The following is a 15326-nucleotide window of genomic DNA, read 5'->3' as shown; positions in this document are numbered from 1 at the left end:
TCGGACAACAAGACGCAGAACACACGTTCACGGCTCCGTCCCACCCGGGAACGGCGTGAGGGCCCGGTCGCCGGGCCCTCGACGTCGCCGTACCGCTGCGAGGCGCCGGTGCCGCTCAGGCCGGATCGGGTCCCGACGTGTCCCGGCGGGAGACGGCCAGGTAGCCGACGAAGCAGGCGATGGCGGCCGTCCAGGCGAGGGTCACCGGTGCCAGTCCCAGGGCGAGCCCGCCCCGGCTGTGGCCGACCGCCATCCAGTCGGCGAGCGAGGCGCCGAGGGGGCGGGTGATGACGTAGGCCGTCCAGAAGGCGGCCACGGCGTTCAGGGCACCGCCGCGGTGGGCGATCGCGGGGAGGGAGATCGCGACGGCGAAGAGGACCACCGAACCGAGGTAGCCGAGGCCGGCGGTGGCGGTCAGGTCGCCGGCGGCGGTGCCGAGGGCGAAGGTGGCGAGGACGGCCGCCCAGTAGAAGGTCTCCCGGCGGCGGGTGCGGATGCTGTGGATGGACAGGGTGCGCTCGACGGCGTACCAGAGGGCGAAGACCGCGGCCAGCACGACGAGGAAGAACGGGGTGGACAGCGTGTAGGGCACGCCGAGACCGACGTGCAGGACGTCGGCGGCCATCGTGCCGAACACACTGACCATGACGACCGCGGTCCAGTACACCCAGGCGATGTACCGGCGGGCGGCGAACTGCACGGCCAGGGAGACCGCCAGGGCGAGACCGCCGAGGCCGACGGCCGGTATCGGGCCGAGGACCCGGGCCAGCAGGTCCGACGCGGTCTCGCCCATTCCGGTGGTGAGCACCTTGATGATCCAGAAGTAGACGGTGACTTCCGGCACCTTGTTCGCCATGGTGCGGAGGGGAACGCGGGAGCGGTCGTCGAGGAGGTGCTCTGTGGTCATGGGCGGCACCATGACACGCCGGACCGCCCATGCCACAGATGTCTTTGCCAATGCTTTGGCGCCTCTGGTGCATGAGTTTCAGCTTCGCGCGCCGGACCTGAACGCTACCTGAACGCCACAGCGAACTCCCTGGTCATGGTGGTTGGGTAGGTGGTACGGGGATGCGGGCACGGGTGGGCGCCACAGCTGGGGGCCGCTCATCGCGCACCCGCGATCGTCTAGAGTTCCGTACGGCGTCTACAGAGATGTAGTCGTTCAGGTGTTCCTGTGAGTCCGTCCGCCGGAAAGGGCCCCGTTCATGACCACACCGATCCTCGCGGCGTCACAGCTGGCCGTCAACGTGCTCGACGCGCATTCGCTGCTGTCGGCCTTCGGCGTGCTCGGTGTCGGGGTGGTGATGTTCGCCGAGACGGGGCTGCTGATCGGGTTCTTCCTGCCGGGCGACTCCCTGCTCTTCACCGCCGGCCTGCTGTGCACGGGCTCGGCGCAGGGGACCCTGCACCTGTCCCTGGGACCGCTGCTCGTGGCGGCGGCCGTGGGTGCGCTGGCGGGGGCCCAGGTCGGGTATCTGCTCGGCCGGAAAGCGGGCGGAGCCCTGCTGGCACGCAGTCGCTCCAAGCGCCTGCACGAAGGTGTGCAACGCGCGGAGGAGTTCCTCGACCGGTACGGCCACGCGAAGGCCATCGTCCTCGCACGCTTCGTACCGGTGGTGCGCACGGTGCTCAATCCGATGGCGGGCGCGCTGGAAGTGCCGGTGCGGACGTTCACCCAGTGGCAGGTCGTCGGCGGACTCGCGTGGAGTGTCGGCCTCACCCTCGCGGGATACGCGCTGGGCTCGTCGATCCCGAATGTCGACCGGTACCTGCTGCCGCTGGTGGCACTGATCGTGGTCGTGTCCCTGATCCCCGTTCTCTCCGAGGTCTACCGGGGACGACGGGCTGCCGGGTCCGAGGAGGGACGCGGGTGACCGTCCCGGCCCGGGCCGGGGTACGGCCGTAGCTCCGACGGAGGACCATGCGTCACAAGATCCTGGTCGTGGAGGACGACCACGCCCTGCGGGACGTGCTGCGCCGCGGGCTCGCCGACGAGGGCTTCGAGCCCGTGCCCGCCGCCGACGGCGCCACCGCCCTGCGGCTGACCGGCGACGGCATCGGCATCGGCATCGGCGCGGTCGTCCTGGACGTCGGACTGCCGGACGCCGACGGGAGGGACGTGTGCCAGGCGATGCGTGCCAACGGGTTCGCGGCCCCGATCATCTTCCTGACGGCCCGCCATCACCTCGCCGACCGGCTGTCCGGGTTCTCCGCGGGGGCCGACGACTACCTGCCCAAGCCGTTCCACCTCGCCGAACTCGTCGCCCGGCTGCGGGCCGCGCTCAAGCGGGCCGCCGCGCCGACGGTGTCCACGGCCGGGGACCTGACCCTGGACGCGACCCGGCACAGCGCACGCGTCGGCGAGGCCCGGGTCGAGCTGTCCCCGACGGAGTTCCGGCTGCTGGCCACCCTCGTGGCCGCGGGCGGGGGCATCGTCAGCCGCCGGGACCTGGTGCGGGCCGCGTGGCCGGACGGGGCTCAGGTCAGCGACAACACCCTGGACCAGTACCTGAGCCGGCTGCGCCGCAAGCTGCGCGAGGCGGGCAGCGACCTGAGCCTCGGGACAGTGCGCGGGATGGGCCACCGGCTGTCGTGAACGGCCTCCTGACGCACCTGGCCCCGAGCACGCTGCGCGGCCGGCTCTCCCTCGTGGCGGTGACCACCGCGGCCCTCCTGATGACCGTCCTGACCGTGGCGTTCAACGCCGTCATGGACCGGCACCTGCAGCACCAGGCGGACGCCGCACTGAGCAACCGGGCGGCCGCCGTCGCCACCACCGTGGACACCACCGGCTCGCGGGTACGGGTCCTGGAGACCGTCAACGACCGGCTTCTCGACGCCAACGTCTGGATCTACACCGGAAGTCGGCTGCTGGAGAAGCCTCCGTCCGTCACCGCCGGCAGCACCCTGACCGAGGCGGCCTCGCGGCTCGCCGCACACGCAGACGGCACCTGTACGACCGTGGCGGCCGGGAATCCCCGAGCCGTCCGCCTCTGCGCCCACGCCGTGGCGGGGCGTCGCAGCACGGCGACGGTCGTCACCGCCCTGGACCTCGCCCCCTACCGCAACTCGGCGGACACCGTGCTGCTGGGGTCCCTGGTCCTGGACTCCGTCATGCTCGCGTGCACCTACGCGCTGACCCGCCTCGCCGTCGGGCGGGCGCTGCGCCCGGTGCGCACGATGACGGACCAGGCCACCGAGTGGAGCGCGGTGGGCTCCGACGAACGCTTCGGCGCCGCCGGCCAGCCGGCCGAACTCGCCCGCCTGGGCGCCTCACTGGACGCGCTGCTGGACCGCATCCGGACGGTGCTGCGGCACGAGCGCCAGCTGACCGGGGAGTTGTCCCACGAGCTGCGGACCCCGCTCACCCGGATCATCATCGAGCTGGACTGGTGGCGGGCCCGGCCGCGCTCGGCCGCCGAGACCCGCGCCACGCACGAGGTGATCGCCGACGCCGCCCAGGCCATGCGCACCATCTGCGACACCCTGCTGGACGACGCCCGCGAGGAAGCGCGCACCGCCGGCACGGCCCCCGGCGCCACGGCCGTGGTGCCGGTCCTGCACCGGCTGGTCGACCGCCTCGGGACGCCGGAGCGGGTGAAAGCCGTCGTCGACGCCGCTGATCCGGAGCCGACGGCGAACGTCCGGCCCGCCCTTCTCGAACGCATCGTCAGCCCCTTGCTGGCGAACGCGCTCCGGTACGCGCGCTCCACGGTGACCGTGTCCGCGCGACCGGTACCCGGCGGGGTGCGGATCAGCGTCACCGACGACGGTCCGGGCGTACCGGAGACGTTCGTGGACGACCTCTTCCAGCCCGGTCGCCGCGCCGATCCCGGGGACGGGCACGACGGCGCGGGCCTCGGACTGCCGCTCGCGCGGCGCCTGGCCCGGGCCGTCGGGGGCGAGGTGTCCCACGATCCCGCGTACACCTCCGGGGCCCGCTTTCTGGCCGACCTGCCCGCCGGGTGAGTCGCCCAGGAGGTCTGTCAGAGCGTCGGTGCGGTGTCCATGAGGGACGAGATGCGGCACCCCACCACCGGCTATAGCATGGGAAATACGGCCGCGCGAGCCCAGTGACCGGTGGCCGAACTCCCCCAGCGCTCCCTGTGGTTCTTGGTGCGCGTTCGTGTTCCCTCGTTCTCTGGGCCCGCAGATCACGGGAGAGGAGATGGAACACGATGAGCGAGGCGGACACCCTCATCGCCGTCGAGAAGAACCAAGTGGGATATCACGAGGGTTTCTCGAACGGCCACTACAACAACCATCAGAAGTTTTCCCCCGCCGTTCCCGGACTGGAGTGGTCACAGAACCAGTCGTGGTGTCAGACCTTTCAGTCCTGGGCCTTCCAGCAGGCCGGCGTGAAGGGTCTGGCACCAGTGACCGCCTCTTGCCCGACGGCTGTCAACTGGTACAAGAGCCGCGGCAGGTTCTCGTACTACCCCGCGATCGGGGCGATGGTGTTCTTCGGCCACTTGGGAGGCGCACACGTCGGGCTCGTCTACAAGTACGATGCAGATTTTGCGTACACCGTAGAAGGGAACACCAACGCCAACGGTTCGTCCGAGGGCGACGGGGTGTACCTGAAAAAACGTTCCCGCCGGGACAGTTATCTCTACGGATACGGGCTGCCGAAATTCTCGGAGGGAATCGTCACGGCTGATCCGGGTCTGAAGAACAAGCCCGGATACACCTACATGGCCACTGCCTCGTCCCGTGCGTCCGGTGCACTGCCCGTGGCAGAGGTCGACGAGGCGCTGCCGTGGGTGTCCTCGAACCAGCTCACCTGGGCGGCCTCTCATCCCACTGCCGAGGAGCAGGCCGCGGGAAACGGCGGCGGCCCCACGGCGGACGATGTCGCTCTCGTTCAGGATGCGTTGGCGAACGTCATGGGCGTGGCCCCGGAGGACCCGCACTCCGTGTTCGAGGCGGAGACACAGGAGCTCTTCGAGCGATTCCGCGCGGAGAAGCTGGGCCATCCCGAGGCGGACGGCGACGGTGTTCCCAGCACGCAGGAGCTGGTCGAACTGGGCAGGCGGTCGGAGCTGTTCAACGTCAGGGCGGGTTCGTCCCCGGGCGCGGAGCAGCCCTGGGTCAGCCTGAACCAGGTGGTCTGGGCCTCGACGCACGGTGCCCAGGAGGAGCAGGCGCAGCCGGACGGGAACGCCAGCCCGAAGGCCGACGTGGCCCTGGTGCAGGACGGGCTGGGGCGAGTCATGCACACGGTCGTGGCCGATGAACGCGGGATTTTCGAGACCGCCACTCAGGCCCTCTACGACGAGTTCCGTCGTACGGTGCTGCACTTCTCCGGCAGTGACGCCGTCGGCACGCCCGGAGCGCAGTCACTGACGGAACTCGGAGAGCGCGCCGGGCTGTTCCGGGTGCGCACCGGTTTCCCGGTGGCCGCGACGACGGACGGTACCGGCGTCGACGCCATGGGGCAGATCGACCCGAAGCAGGTGACGTTCCATCGGTATACGTCCGAGGGCACACTGGAGGACTGGATCGCGCAGGCGAGTACGGCGGCCGGAGTCCAGGCGAGCAGCCACTGGGTGAAGGGCTTCAGGACAGCCGTCGCCCGCGAGTCGTCCGGCAATCCCAACGCCTGCAACATGTGGGACACCAACGCCAAGACGCCTCCCGGCTTCAGTAAGGTCAAGGACTTCGGGGACGGCTACCTGCACGACGGACGGATCATCAGGCTGAACGGCACGCTCACACATTTCCAGTGCTCCCGCGGCATCGTGCAGTGCATCCCGCAGACGTTCGCCCAGCGCCACGCTCCCGGCACCTCGGTGAACATCTACGACCCCGTGGCGTGCATCGCCGCCGCGATGAGGTACGTCCGCAGCCGGTACGGAGTCGCCATCGACGGTTCCAACCTCGCCAGGAAGGTCCAGCAGTTCGACCCCAACCGGCGTCCCCACCCGTACTGACCGCGACGCCGGACCCGTACGACGAGCGGCGCCCGGCGGGACAGGTCAGAGGCCGCCGGTGTTGAGCAGCCGGTTGGGGGTGTCGGAGCGGACACCGAGCAGGACACCACGGGTGGCGGTGTGGTCGAGCCAGACGTGGACCTGGTCGGCCGTGGCGTGCGGGTGTGCCGACAGGTACAGCGCGATCACGCCCGTCGCGTGGGGCGCGGCCCAGGAGGTGGCGCCGTCGTTCTCCGTGGTCGTACCGCCGCCGGCGAGGGCGGCGGTCACCTTCTGGCCGGGTGCGTACAAGTCCACGCACCGTCCGTAACCCGATCCGTAGGAGCCGCCGTCGCTCCATGCGCGGTCGTTCGAGGTGGAAGCCGCGACGACGATCGTGCCCGGGACGCCGGCCGGCGAGTGCTTGCAGGCGTCGTCATGGAAGTTACCGGCCGACACCACGGTCGGGAGCCCCGCGTCGACCATCTTCTTCACGGCCGACTCCAGGGCCGCCGACCGGTGGTCGAGGTTGAGCGACATGTTCACCACCGCGGGCCGCTGTGCGTGCGCGGTGACCCACTTGACCGACTTCACCAAGGCCGCCTCGGCCGCTGCCGGGGAGCCGCCGCCCTCGCTCTCGCACAGGATGCCCTGGACCCGCACGAGCTCCGCCTTGGGCGCCACCCCGTACTTCGCCCCGCCGATGATGCCCGCGACGAACGTGCCGTGTCCGATGCCCGCTTCGCTGAAGCAGTCACCGGTGTCCTTAGAGCCCACGAAGTCGGCGCCGAGGTGGGCGCGTCCACCGAACTCCTTGTGGGCGATGTCCATCCCGGTGTCGATCACGTAGACGTGAACGCCCTTGCCCGTGGCGGAGGTGGTGAACTTCCCGTTCAGGGGCCGTGACCGCTGATCCAGAATGTCCAGGTTCCACGGCACGTGACGGGTGACGGGCGACGCCGCGGTCTGCGCCGTCCCGGACAGGTTCCTCACGGCGCCGGGAGACTGCGGCGCCGCGCTGGACGACGCCCCGCCCCCGGAGGGCGCCACGGACTGCCCCGTCCCGTGCGCGGGGCGCGTTCCGCCGCTGCTCCCGGTGGCCGCTCCGGCTACCCCGCCGCAGGCCGAGGCCCCGAGCACCGTCGCCATGGCCACCGCCACCAGACATGCCTTCGTTACGCTCCGCGTCACTACGTCCCCCACACCCCTGCCTCGTACACAGTCAGCGCACAAGACGACCACAGGGGACGGGCGGTTCCGGCGGCGCCCTGTCGGTGTTCGGTCGGCCTTACCTTCCGCGACGGCGGCGATGGCCAGGTTGAACAGGTCGTCGCTGATCAGGGCGACGGCCGACCAGTACACGCCCGGAGGAACTTCGCCGCTACGCCGCAGGCACCGGCTCACCATGCCCCTCCCGTGGGCCGGGCCAGGGCCGCCTGCGTCAGTCCCACCACCGGCGCGCCCAGCCTGACGAGCGCCATCGGCCGGGAACTGCCCTCCCCGAACACGCCCACCAGGGGTGCGCCAGGGCACCGAAGAGGAACTGGCGGTGATGGAGTCCCGCGCGGGCCACGGCTGACACCGGGTGCACCCCCGTCGACCCGCACGGCCCGCCTTCCGGCCGGGCCTCGGGGGACTGTTCCTGCTGTAGGGGATGTTCCAATTAGAGTGGTGACTACGGAGGCGGCCCGCCACGCGGCCGCCGCGATCCCCGAGAGGCGCAGAGATGACCGGGCCGCAGACGACGCGCAGGAAGCGCGCGAACGGGGTGGAATCGCGCCAGCGCATCCTCGACGCCACGGTCGAGATCGCCGGCGAGCGCGGCTACGACGGCACCTCCATCGCGGCCGTCAGCGCCAAGTGCGGTCTGCCCGCCAGCTCGATCTACTGGCACTTCAAGGACAAGGACGACCTGATCGCCGCCGTCATCGAGCGCAGCTTCGAGACCTGGCTCAAGGCCGTCGAACTGCCCGGCGAGGACGCCGGCACCTCACTGGAGCGGGTCGTCCTGATGGCCGCGAACGTGGCCAGGTCCCTCCTCGCGGCCCCGGACTTCCTGCGCCTCGGCCTGATGCTGGCCCTGGAGCGCCGCCCCACCGAGCCTCGCGGCCGTGCGGTCTTCCTCCAGGTCCGCGACATCGCCCACCGGCGCATCGCCGAGATCATCGCCGCCCTCTTCCCGGCCCTGGCCGAGGACGACGTGGACACCCTGACCACCTATGCGGTGGCCGGTGCCGACGGCCTGTTCGTGCACCGGGAGGTCAAGGGCGACTCCGTCGACCTGGTGGCCCTGTTCGAGCTGCACGCCCGGCTGGTCCACGACGCCGCCGCCCGGATGGCGGCGCGTGCGGGGCGCTGACGGCCGTCGCGCCCACGCCTCGCACGTGCGTCCGCCCTCGGCGGCAGGCCGGAGGGACCGGGGGGCTCAGGAGGTCGCACCCTCGTGGGTGACGGTGACGACGATCTTGCCGACCTGCTCGTTCGCCGCCATGTAGCGGTGGGCCTCGGCGATGTCCGCGAGGTCGAAGGTACGGTCGACGACGGGATCGAACGAGCCGGAGCTGAGGCCCGCGTTGACGAACGCGACCGCACGGCGCAGGCGCTCGGGGTCCGTGGTGATCTCGAAGAGGGTGTACGTGCTGCTGGTCAGCGCCGGGAAGGACTGGGCGTTGGGCAGCGGGGTGGGGCGCGGGTCGAGGGCGCCGTAGACCACCAGGAAGCCACCCGGGGCGATCCCCTGCGCGAGGGTCTCCACGCCCGGGCCCGCGACGGGGTCGAAGGCCAGGCGGACACCCTCGCCGCCGGTGATCTCCTTGATCCGGGCGGGCAGGTCCTCCTCGTCGGTGACGATCACATGGGCCGCACCCGCGTCCAGCAGCCGCTGCTTCTTGCCGGGTCCGCGCGTGGTGGCGATCGGAACGGCGCCGGCATGGCGGGCGATCTGGATGGCGGCGAGCCCGACGCTGCTGGAGGCCGCCGTGATCAGGACGTGGTCGCCGGGCCGCACCCGGCCGCTCTCGGCGAGGGGGCCGTAGGCGGTGGTGTACGCCATCCACACGGCCGCCGCCCGGACCGGGTCGACCTCGGCGGGACGGGGCACGACCGCCGAGGCCGGGACGATGACGTGGTCGCCGTACGTGCCGTAGTCGGTCTGCAGGAACTGCGGTACGACCGCCACCGGGTCGCCCTCGGAGAGGCCGGCCACACCCTCGCCGACCGCCTCGACCACACCGGCGGCCTCGTAGCCGAGCAGGGAGGGGAAGACCGGGTCGTAGAAGTAGGCGCCCTCGCGGAACATGATCTCGGCGCGGTTCAGGCCGATCGCGTCGACGCGGATCCGCACCTCCCCCGCGCCGGGCGCGCCGATCTCGACCTCACGCAGGGTGAGGACCTCGGGTCCGCCAATCCGGTCGAACTGAACGAGTCTTGCCATGGTGCGTCCGTCCTAGGGGCAGGGATCGGGAAGGAGACGCGCCGGGCCGGACCGGCGTCTCCACTCACCCTGCCCCAAGGTTCGATGGCCGTCAAATTTTGACAGCGATCGAAATAATGTCACCGGCCGCCTCGGCCCGCACCCGCTTCCGCCTCCAGCGCCGCGGCGGCCAGCACCGCGGAGAGCAGTCCGGGGAACCGCAGCTCCATCTCGTCGGTGCGCAGCGTGTTCATCTTCGTCGTCCCGACGTAGTACTGCCGGATCACGCCGGCCTCGCGCAGCACGGTGAAGTGGTGCGTCAGCGTCGAGAGCGAGACGGGCGCGACGAACGTCCCGCAGCTCAGGTCCTGCCCCGCGCCGGCGAGCTGCGACACCACCATGCGCCGCACCGGGTCCACCAGCGCCTCCAGCACCTGCTGGAGCGAGACCTCGGACAGCTCGGGGTGCTCCACGGTGCGGGCGGCGGTACGGGGGCGGGCCACGGTGACTCCTAGGGGCGGCTTCTGCGCGGTCAAGTCATACTACGACCGCCATCGGAACAGCCTCCGGCCCCGGGATCGTCCGCCGCACCGCCCGGCGCCCCGCCGGGCGGTGCGGCTCCCCGTCCACGGCCCTCGGCGGGGTTTCAGGCCTTGCCCAGCAACTCGCGTACGTGCTGAACGATCTCCTCGTTGGTGTAGGCGTGCCCCCCGATGCCCCAGCCGCCGGGCACCGCCTCCGTCAGGGCGACCCAGGTGCGTTCGGCGAGGGAGGGGTCGCCCGCGGCGGCGGCCACCAGTTCCGACAGCTCCTTGACCAGGCCGAGCTGCTGCTCCCGGTCGAGGGCACCGGCGTTGGTGGTGACGGTGACGCGCACGTGGTCACTGCCACCGCCCGCGGTGGAGAACCCGTCCGCGTCCAGCTCGTGCACGAACGCGGCGGTGTTGTCCGAGAAGAACGGGATGACCGGAACCTTCTCCCAGCGCATGATCGCCTGCGCGAGGTTCTGGGCGAGAGCCTTGCGGTCCTTGATGATCCCCTTGGCGGCGTACACGTCGATCATGGGCATGCGATGGATCCTCGCTCCGTCTCGCGTCGAACTCTTCACGTCGGACTCTTCGGGTCGATCGTGTCCGGCACGGGACCGTGGGAGATCCCGTGCCGTGCGTAGTCCGTGCGCGTGGGATACGTAGGAGCGGGCTGCCGGTACGGCCCGTCAGAGGTTGATCATGTGTCCGGCGAGCCCGTGCAGGGCGTCCTGGACGGCCTCGCTCAGCGTCGGATGGGCGTGCACGTTGCGGGCGAGTTCATGGACGGTGAGGTCCCACTTCTGGGCGAGCGTCAGCTCGGGCAGGAGCTCCGTCACGTCCGGTCCGATCAGGTGGCCGCCGATCAGTTCGCCGTACCGGGCGTCGCTCACGAGTTTCACGAACCCGACCGTGTCACCGAGGCCGTGCGCCTTGGCGTTGGCCGTGAAGGGGAACTTCGCCACCCGCACATCGAAGCCCTGGGCACGGGCCTCGGCCTCGGTCCAGCCGAAGCTGGCGATCTGAGGCTGGCAGAACGTCGCGCGCGGGATCATGCGGTAGTCCAGCTCCATGGTCTCCGCGCCGGCGATGCTCTCCGCGGCGACGATGCCCATCGCCTCGGCGGTGTGCGCGAGCATCAGCTTCGCCGTGACGTCACCGATGGCGTAGATGTGCGGCTGGCTGGTACGGCAGTACCCGTCGACGTCGATGGCACCGCGCTCGGTGAGCCGTACCCCGGTGCTGTTCAGCCCGTAGCCGGCCGTCCGCGGCTGGAAGCCGGTGGCCTGCAGGACCTTCTCCGCCTCCAGGACCTGCTCCGAGTCGCCGGAGCGGACCGTCACGCGGACGTTGTCCTCGGTCTCCTCGATGGACTGCACCGCGGTGGAGGTCAGGACCCGGATGCCCTGCCGCTTGAAGCGCCTGGTCAGCTCGGCCGAGACCTCCTCGTCCTCCAGCGGGGCGATCCGGTCCAGGAACTCCACCAGGGTGACGTCGACGCCGTACGACCGCAGCAGATAGGCGAACTCGACGCCGATGGCCCCGGCACCCGCGATGACGATGCTCGACGGAAGGCTGTCGGAGAGAATCTGCTCCTCGTAGGTGACGACGCGCCGGCCCAGCGTCGTACCGGGCAGGAGCTTCACGGTCGAGCCGGTCGCGATGATGCAGGAGCGGAAGGAGAGCGTCGTCTCGCCGTCCTTCATGCGTACCTGAAGGGTGTGCGGGTCGAGGAAGGTGCCCTGCCCCTCGAACTGCTCGATCTTGTTCTTGCGCATGAGGTAGCCGACGCCCTTGACGCGCCCGTCCGCCACCACCCGGCTGCGCTCGTAGGCGGCACGGTAGTCCAGGCCCACCTCCCCGCTGATCTTCACGCCGAACTTCTCCGCGTCGTGCAGGATCAGCTGGGCGACCTCGGCGTTGCGCAGCAGCGCCTTCGCCGGGATGCAGCCGATGTTCAGGCAGACACCACCCCAGAAGCGGCCCTCCACGATGGCCGTGCGCAGGCCCAGCTGGGCGGCGCGGATCGCGGCCACGTAGCCGCCCGGCCCGGCTCCCAGGACGACGACGTCGAAGTCGGTCTGCATGGCTCCACCTCACCGTTGTGTCGAGTCGATCTGCTGACTCCACCGTCGCACGATCAGGTCGTACGATCAGCCGGTCGGGTAGAGGAGATCGAGCGGGCCGGACAGCGCGGCGCGCACCCGGCGGGCGGTCTCGTCGACCAGGACCTCCGGCTCGTCGCGGGCGATCGCCTCCATCGTCTGCGCGGCCACCTCGGCCGCATCCGTCTTGGGCTCGTCGACCGCCACGGTGGCGTCGGTGTCCACCCAGCCGACGTGCACGCCGACGACCAGCGTCCCCTGCTCGCGCAGGGCGACCCGCAGTGCGTTGGTCACCGACCACTGCGCCGCCTTCGACGCGGCATAGCTGGGGAACCGCCAGGTCGAGCGCCACGACGCCACGGACAGCATGTTCACGAGGGCGCCGCCGCCGTTGGCCGCGAGCACCGGCGCGAAGGCCCGCGAGACGGCCCAGGTGCCCAGGTAGTTGACCTCCAGCTCCTGCCGCGCGCCGTCCAGGGAGCCCTCCAGCAGGCCCGGCCCGGCCTGGATGCCCGCGTTGTTGATCACGATGGTCGCGTCGGACGCCGTCCGGGCAGCGGCCGCGATCTGCTCGGAGTCGGTGACGTCGAGGCGGAGCGGCTCCAGCCCCGGCTCGGTGAAGTTCTCGGGCCGACGTACGCCCGCGTACACCTTCACCGCGCCCCGGGCCAGCAGGGCGCGGCAGAACGCCAGCCCGATCCCCCGGTTCGCTCCGGTCACCAGCGCGACCGATCCCTCGATCTTCATGGTCGGACACCTCGATCCACGGTTCACGGCCACCCGACGGACGGCCCGGCCCCCCGCTTCATGCTGCGGCCTGCGTGGGCCGCTCACATCCGAAACCGTAGCTGTCAGCAGAGTTTCTTCACAAGACTCGCTATCGTGGAGTCATGAAACGGACGTCGTTCGCCAAGTGGCCGTGCTCCATCGCACGGACCGTCGATCTGCTGGGTGACCACTGGACGCCGCTGGTGGTGCGGGAGGCCTTCTACGGGATCCGTCGCTTCGACGAGTTCCAGCAGGAACTGGGCATAGCCCGCAACACGCTGACCGACCGGCTGCGCCACCTGGTGGACGAGCGGATCCTGGAGAAGCGGCTGTACGAGGCCGAGCCGCCGCGCTACGACTACGTCCTCACGGAGAAGGGACGGGACCTGTTCGCGGTGCTGGCCGCGATGTCCGCGTGGGGCGACCGGTGGCTGGCCGGGGAGCGGGGCGTGCCCGTGGTCTTCCACCACGAGGCCTGTGACCACGACACCACGCCCGAGGTCGTCTGCGCCCAGTGCCGTACGCCGCTCAGGTCCGAGGAGACGTCGATGCGGATGGGGCCCGGATACCCCGAGCGGCTCCGGCAGCGGCCGGACATCCGCCGGCGGTTCGGCGCCGACTGAGCACGGTGCGACCTCTTGGCCGTTCGGCCTCCTGCCGCTCTCACGGCCCTTGACAGGCTGAGTCTTATCTAGCAACCCTGGGGTTCAGACAGCTGGACGGCAAGGAGGCCGACGGTCTTGGAGTGGACGGGCGCGCGCTACGCGGACAAACCCACGGTCGAGGTGCGAACCTGGATCGACGCCCCACCGGCCACGGTGTGGGCCCTGGTCAGCGACATCGGGCTGATGCCGGACATGAGCGAGGAGCTCCGGTCCGTCGCCTGGCTGGACGGGGCCGCCGGTCCGGCGGTGGGGGCCAGGTTCGTCGGCCGCAGTGAACACGAGGCGCTCGGGAAGTGGGAGACCACCTCTCATGTGATCGAGTGCGAGCCGGAGTCGGTGTTCGCCTGGGCGGTGCAGGATCCGTCCGATCCTTCCGCGGTCTGGCGGTTCCGGCTGCGCCCGAAGGACGGCGGGACCGAGCTGTCGCAGTGGATGCAGCTGGGGCCAGGGCGTTCCGGGCTGTCCCTCGCCATCGACCGGATGCCCGACAAGGAGCAGAAGATCGTGTTCGTGCGGATGCGGGAGTTCGAGCGTGGCATCACCGCCACCCTCGCGCAGATCAAGAAGCGGGCGGAGGCGTGATGCGGACGGCCACCACGATCGAGGCCTCGGGCGGCGAACACTGGTCCCGGACGAGCGACTTCGTCGTCGAGGCGGAGAAGCTGGGCCTGGACGTCTGCTGGGTGGCCGAGGCCTGGGGCTCCGACGCGCCCTCCGCGCTCGGCTACTACGCGGCGCTCACCGACCGGATGCTGCTCGGCTCCGGCGTCATGCAGCTCGGCACCCGGACACCGACGGCCGTGGCGCAGACGGCCATCACCCTCTCCAACCTGTCCGGCGGGCGTTTCCTGCTCGGGCTCGGGGCCTCCGGCCCGCAGGTGATCGAGGGACTGCACGGCGTCCCCTTCGCCCGGCCGCTGCGCCGTATGCGCGAGACGGTGGAGATCGTACGGCGGGTGGTCGACGGCGGCCGGCTCTCGTACTCCGGCGCGGAGTTCACGCTGCCGCTGCCCGGCGGCGAGGCCGTGCCGATGCGGCTGTCCATGCGCGCCGAGCACGAGATCCCCCTCTACCTCGCCGCCCTCTCCCCCGCCATGCTGCGGCTGACCGGCGAGGCCGCCGACGGCTGGCTGGGCACCAGCTTCGTGCCCGAGGGCGCCGCCGACGCCTACTTCGCCCACCTCGACGAGGGCCTGGCGCGCAGCGGTCGGACCCGTGCGGACCTGGACGTCTGCCAGGGCGCCGAGGTCGCCTTCGCGGCCGACGAGGAGGCGCTCGGCGCGATGGTCGCCGGACGCAAGAAGGAACTCGCCTTCAGCCTCGGCGGGATGGGGTCGGCGTCCACCAACTTCTACAACAGCGCCTACAGCCGCCAGGGCTGGGCCGAGGTCGCCGCCGAGGTGCGCGAGCGCTGGCAGGCCGGCGACCGGGACGGCGCGGCCGGCCTGGTGACCGACGAGATGGTGCTCGGTACGACACTGATCGGCACGGAGACCATGGTGCGTGAGCGCCTCGCGGTCTGGCGCGACGCCGGAGTCGACACCGTCCGCCTCTACCCGGCCGGCGAGACCCTGGAGGACCGGCTCGGCACGCTGGGGCGGGCGATCGAGCTGGTCCGCGAGGTCGGCTGAGCCGTCCGGGTCAGTTGAGGGAGCCGGTTGGAGCCGGCTCCTGCCGCTCGGCGTGCGACTCGTTCCAGAGGTCGGCAAGTTCACCGAGTGCGCTGTTGAGGCGGCCCAGTTCCCAGAACAGGTAGATGCCGGCTACGGCGAACGGGATCCACTGGCCCCAGTGGAAGAGGAGAACGGGCATGTACAGCAGGCCGACCAGGACAAGGAACTTGACGAGGACCTCGGCTGTGTAGGCCCGCTTGCGAGCGACGACGGCGTGCTCTCCCCGTCCGTGGCTCCACTGGAGGCGCGAATTCATGACTGCTC

General features: G+C 70.8%; 16 protein-coding genes. 8 read left to right on the top strand and 8 right to left on the bottom strand.

What is annotated here, in order from left to right; translation table 11 throughout:
- Positions 1 to 115: 115 nt before the first annotated feature.
- Positions 116 to 907 (bottom strand): hypothetical protein, encoded by a 792-nt coding sequence (locus ACFY0P_RS07825; protein ID WP_388908472.1) that lies wholly within the window; start codon positions 905 to 907, stop codon positions 116 to 118.
- Positions 908 to 1205: 298 nt separating this feature from the next.
- On the opposite strand from ACFY0P_RS07825, the gene ACFY0P_RS07820 reads away from it, so the two are divergent.
- From ACFY0P_RS07820 to ACFY0P_RS07805, 4 genes are all read left to right on the top strand, one after another.
- Entirely contained in the window at positions 1206 to 1874 is a 669-nt protein-coding gene (locus ACFY0P_RS07820; protein WP_388908470.1) for a DedA family protein, read from the top strand.
- 47 nt (positions 1875 to 1921) lie between these two features.
- Entirely contained in the window at positions 1922 to 2596 is a 675-nt protein-coding gene (locus ACFY0P_RS07815) for a response regulator transcription factor (protein ID WP_388908468.1), read from the top strand.
- The gene (locus ACFY0P_RS07810) at positions 2593 to 3969 is read left to right on the top strand and encodes a sensor histidine kinase (protein WP_388908466.1); all 1377 of its coding nucleotides are present in this window, start codon (positions 2593 to 2595) and stop codon (positions 3967 to 3969) included. The genes ACFY0P_RS07815 and ACFY0P_RS07810 overlap by 4 nt, the downstream gene beginning before the upstream one ends.
- Before the next feature lie 209 nt (positions 3970 to 4178).
- A complete protein-coding gene (locus ACFY0P_RS07805; protein ID WP_388908464.1) occupies positions 4179 to 5933 on the top strand; it encodes a hypothetical protein in 1755 nt (584 codons plus the stop codon).
- A gap of 45 nt (positions 5934 to 5978) precedes the next feature.
- Here ACFY0P_RS07805 and ACFY0P_RS07800 read toward each other — a convergent pair whose 3' ends face one another.
- On the bottom strand, positions 5979 to 6905 hold the full coding sequence (locus tag ACFY0P_RS07800) for a S8 family peptidase (RefSeq protein ID WP_388908462.1): 927 nt from the start codon (positions 6903 to 6905) through the stop codon (positions 5979 to 5981).
- Between the two features lie 733 nt (positions 6906 to 7638).
- On the opposite strand from ACFY0P_RS07800, the gene ACFY0P_RS07795 reads away from it, so the two are divergent.
- Positions 7639 to 8271, top strand: a complete 633-nt coding sequence (locus tag ACFY0P_RS07795) for a TetR/AcrR family transcriptional regulator (RefSeq protein WP_388908460.1) — start codon at positions 7639 to 7641, stop codon at positions 8269 to 8271.
- Positions 8272 to 8337: 66 nt separating this feature from the next.
- On the opposite strand, the gene ACFY0P_RS07790 is transcribed toward ACFY0P_RS07795, so the two are convergent.
- The 5 genes from ACFY0P_RS07790 to ACFY0P_RS07770 all read right to left on the bottom strand — a co-directional run bounded on the left by ACFY0P_RS07790 (position 8338) and on the right by ACFY0P_RS07770 (position 12703).
- Positions 8338 to 9345 (bottom strand): zinc-dependent alcohol dehydrogenase family protein, encoded by a 1008-nt coding sequence (locus ACFY0P_RS07790; RefSeq protein ID WP_388908458.1) that lies wholly within the window; start codon positions 9343 to 9345, stop codon positions 8338 to 8340.
- Positions 9346 to 9464: 119 nt separating this feature from the next.
- Entirely contained in the window at positions 9465 to 9827 is a 363-nt protein-coding gene (locus ACFY0P_RS07785; RefSeq protein WP_388908456.1) for an ArsR/SmtB family transcription factor, read from the bottom strand.
- A gap of 143 nt (positions 9828 to 9970) precedes the next feature.
- Positions 9971 to 10393: a 4-oxalocrotonate tautomerase family protein gene (locus tag ACFY0P_RS07780; RefSeq protein WP_388908454.1), complete on the bottom strand. Its 423-nt coding sequence runs from the start codon at positions 10391 to 10393 to the stop codon at positions 9971 to 9973.
- Positions 10394 to 10540: 147 nt separating this feature from the next.
- Positions 10541 to 11938, bottom strand: coding sequence for a dihydrolipoyl dehydrogenase (lpdA, locus tag ACFY0P_RS07775; protein ID WP_388908452.1), 1398 nt, complete (start codon positions 11936 to 11938; stop codon positions 10541 to 10543).
- Positions 11939 to 12004: 66 nt separating this feature from the next.
- Positions 12005 to 12703, bottom strand: coding sequence for an SDR family oxidoreductase (locus ACFY0P_RS07770; protein WP_388908450.1), 699 nt, complete (start codon positions 12701 to 12703; stop codon positions 12005 to 12007).
- Between the two features lie 143 nt (positions 12704 to 12846).
- Here ACFY0P_RS07770 and ACFY0P_RS07765 point away from each other — a divergent pair, with 143 nt between their 5' ends.
- The 3 genes from ACFY0P_RS07765 to ACFY0P_RS07755 all read left to right on the top strand — a co-directional run bounded on the left by ACFY0P_RS07765 (position 12847) and on the right by ACFY0P_RS07755 (position 15020).
- Entirely contained in the window at positions 12847 to 13347 is a 501-nt protein-coding gene (locus ACFY0P_RS07765) for a winged helix-turn-helix transcriptional regulator (protein ID WP_388908449.1), read from the top strand.
- A gap of 117 nt (positions 13348 to 13464) precedes the next feature.
- The gene (locus ACFY0P_RS07760; protein ID WP_388908447.1) at positions 13465 to 13971 is read left to right on the top strand and encodes an SRPBCC family protein; all 507 of its coding nucleotides are present in this window, start codon (positions 13465 to 13467) and stop codon (positions 13969 to 13971) included.
- Positions 13971 to 15020 (top strand): LLM class flavin-dependent oxidoreductase, encoded by a 1050-nt coding sequence (locus ACFY0P_RS07755; protein WP_388908445.1) that lies wholly within the window; start codon positions 13971 to 13973, stop codon positions 15018 to 15020. Before ACFY0P_RS07760 ends, ACFY0P_RS07755 begins: the two co-directional genes overlap by 1 nt.
- A 10-nt stretch (positions 15021 to 15030) precedes the next feature.
- Here ACFY0P_RS07755 and ACFY0P_RS07750 read toward each other — a convergent pair whose 3' ends face one another.
- The gene (locus ACFY0P_RS07750; protein WP_388908443.1) at positions 15031 to 15318 is read right to left on the bottom strand and encodes a hypothetical protein; all 288 of its coding nucleotides are present in this window, start codon (positions 15316 to 15318) and stop codon (positions 15031 to 15033) included.
- Between the last annotated feature and the right edge of the window lie 8 nt (positions 15319 to 15326).

Origin of the sequence: Streptomyces sp. NPDC001714 (assembly GCF_042892755.1) — a bacterium.
Taxonomy (GTDB): domain Bacteria; phylum Actinomycetota; class Actinomycetes; order Streptomycetales; family Streptomycetaceae; genus Streptomyces.
Note: the sequence above shows the minus strand (reverse complement) of the source record. Positions and strands in the feature narration are given on the sequence as shown.

Excerpts from the sequence above, each read along its gene's own strand:
- ACFY0P_RS07815 (WP_388908468.1), top strand. The coding sequence starts at position 1,922 with ATGCGTCACAAGATCCTGGTCGTGGAGGACGACCACGCCCTGCGGGAC.
- ACFY0P_RS07795 (WP_388908460.1), top strand. The coding sequence starts at position 7,639 with ATGACCGGGCCGCAGACGACGCGCAGGAAGCGCGCGAACGGGGTGGAA.
- ACFY0P_RS07780 (WP_388908454.1), bottom strand. The coding sequence starts at position 10,393 with ATGCCCATGATCGACGTGTACGCCGCCAAGGGGATCATCAAGGACCGC.
- ACFY0P_RS07750 (WP_388908443.1), bottom strand. The coding sequence starts at position 15,318 with ATGAATTCGCGCCTCCAGTGGAGCCACGGACGGGGAGAGCACGCCGTC.
- lpdA (WP_388908452.1), bottom strand. The coding sequence starts at position 11,938 with ATGCAGACCGACTTCGACGTCGTCGTCCTGGGAGCCGGGCCGGGCGGC.
- ACFY0P_RS07805 (WP_388908464.1), top strand. The coding sequence starts at position 4,179 with ATGAGCGAGGCGGACACCCTCATCGCCGTCGAGAAGAACCAAGTGGGA.
- ACFY0P_RS07790 (WP_388908458.1), bottom strand. The coding sequence starts at position 9,345 with ATGGCAAGACTCGTTCAGTTCGACCGGATTGGCGGACCCGAGGTCCTC.
- ACFY0P_RS07765 (WP_388908449.1), top strand. The coding sequence starts at position 12,847 with ATGAAACGGACGTCGTTCGCCAAGTGGCCGTGCTCCATCGCACGGACC.
- ACFY0P_RS07825 (WP_388908472.1), bottom strand. The coding sequence starts at position 907 with ATGACCACAGAGCACCTCCTCGACGACCGCTCCCGCGTTCCCCTCCGC.
- ACFY0P_RS07820 (WP_388908470.1), top strand. The coding sequence starts at position 1,206 with ATGACCACACCGATCCTCGCGGCGTCACAGCTGGCCGTCAACGTGCTC.
- ACFY0P_RS07755 (WP_388908445.1), top strand. The coding sequence starts at position 13,971 with ATGCGGACGGCCACCACGATCGAGGCCTCGGGCGGCGAACACTGGTCC.
- ACFY0P_RS07770 (WP_388908450.1), bottom strand. The coding sequence starts at position 12,703 with ATGAAGATCGAGGGATCGGTCGCGCTGGTGACCGGAGCGAACCGGGGG.